Source organism: Bacillus cereus group sp. BfR-BA-01379 (assembly GCF_022663605.1).
Taxonomy (GTDB): Bacteria; Bacillota; Bacilli; order Bacillales; family Bacillaceae_G; genus Bacillus_A; species Bacillus_A mobilis.
Window position 1 is genome coordinate 1 of record NZ_JAKUFT010000214.1, and the last position, 383, is coordinate 383.

The window sequence follows — 383 nt, forward strand, 5'->3', positions numbered from 1 at the left end:
GAACCCGCGACCCCAACCTTGGCAAGGTTGTATTCTACCACTGAACTACTTCCGCAAGACATGTATGAGTTATTTTATTAAAAGTGCGGGTGAAGGGAGTCGAACCCCCACGCCAAAGGCGCTAGATCCTAAGTCTAGTGCGTCTGCCAATTCCGCCACACCCGCATATTAATGATTTAAAGAAAAAATGGGGCGACTGATGGGAATCGAACCCACGAATGCCGGAGCCACAATCCGGTGCGTTAACCACTTCGCCACAACCGCCATGATTTTCTGGTGCCGACTAGAGGACTTGAACCCCCAACCTACTGATTACAAGTCAGTTGCTCTACCAATTGAGCTAAGTCGGCTAAATGGTGGAGGATGACGGGATCGAACCGCCG

Annotated in this window: 3 tRNA genes; all 3 read right to left on the reverse strand. The window is 50.7% G+C overall.

Annotated features, from left to right (window positions below):
• Positions 1-84: 84 nt before the first annotated feature.
• Positions 85-165 (reverse strand) — tRNA-Leu (locus MR113_RS27520).
• 23 nt (positions 166-188) lie between these two features.
• Positions 189-264 (reverse strand) — tRNA-His (locus MR113_RS27525).
• 10 nt (positions 265-274) lie between these two features.
• A tRNA-Thr gene (locus tag MR113_RS27530) sits at positions 275-350 on the reverse strand.
• Between the last annotated feature and the right edge of the window lie 33 nt (positions 351-383).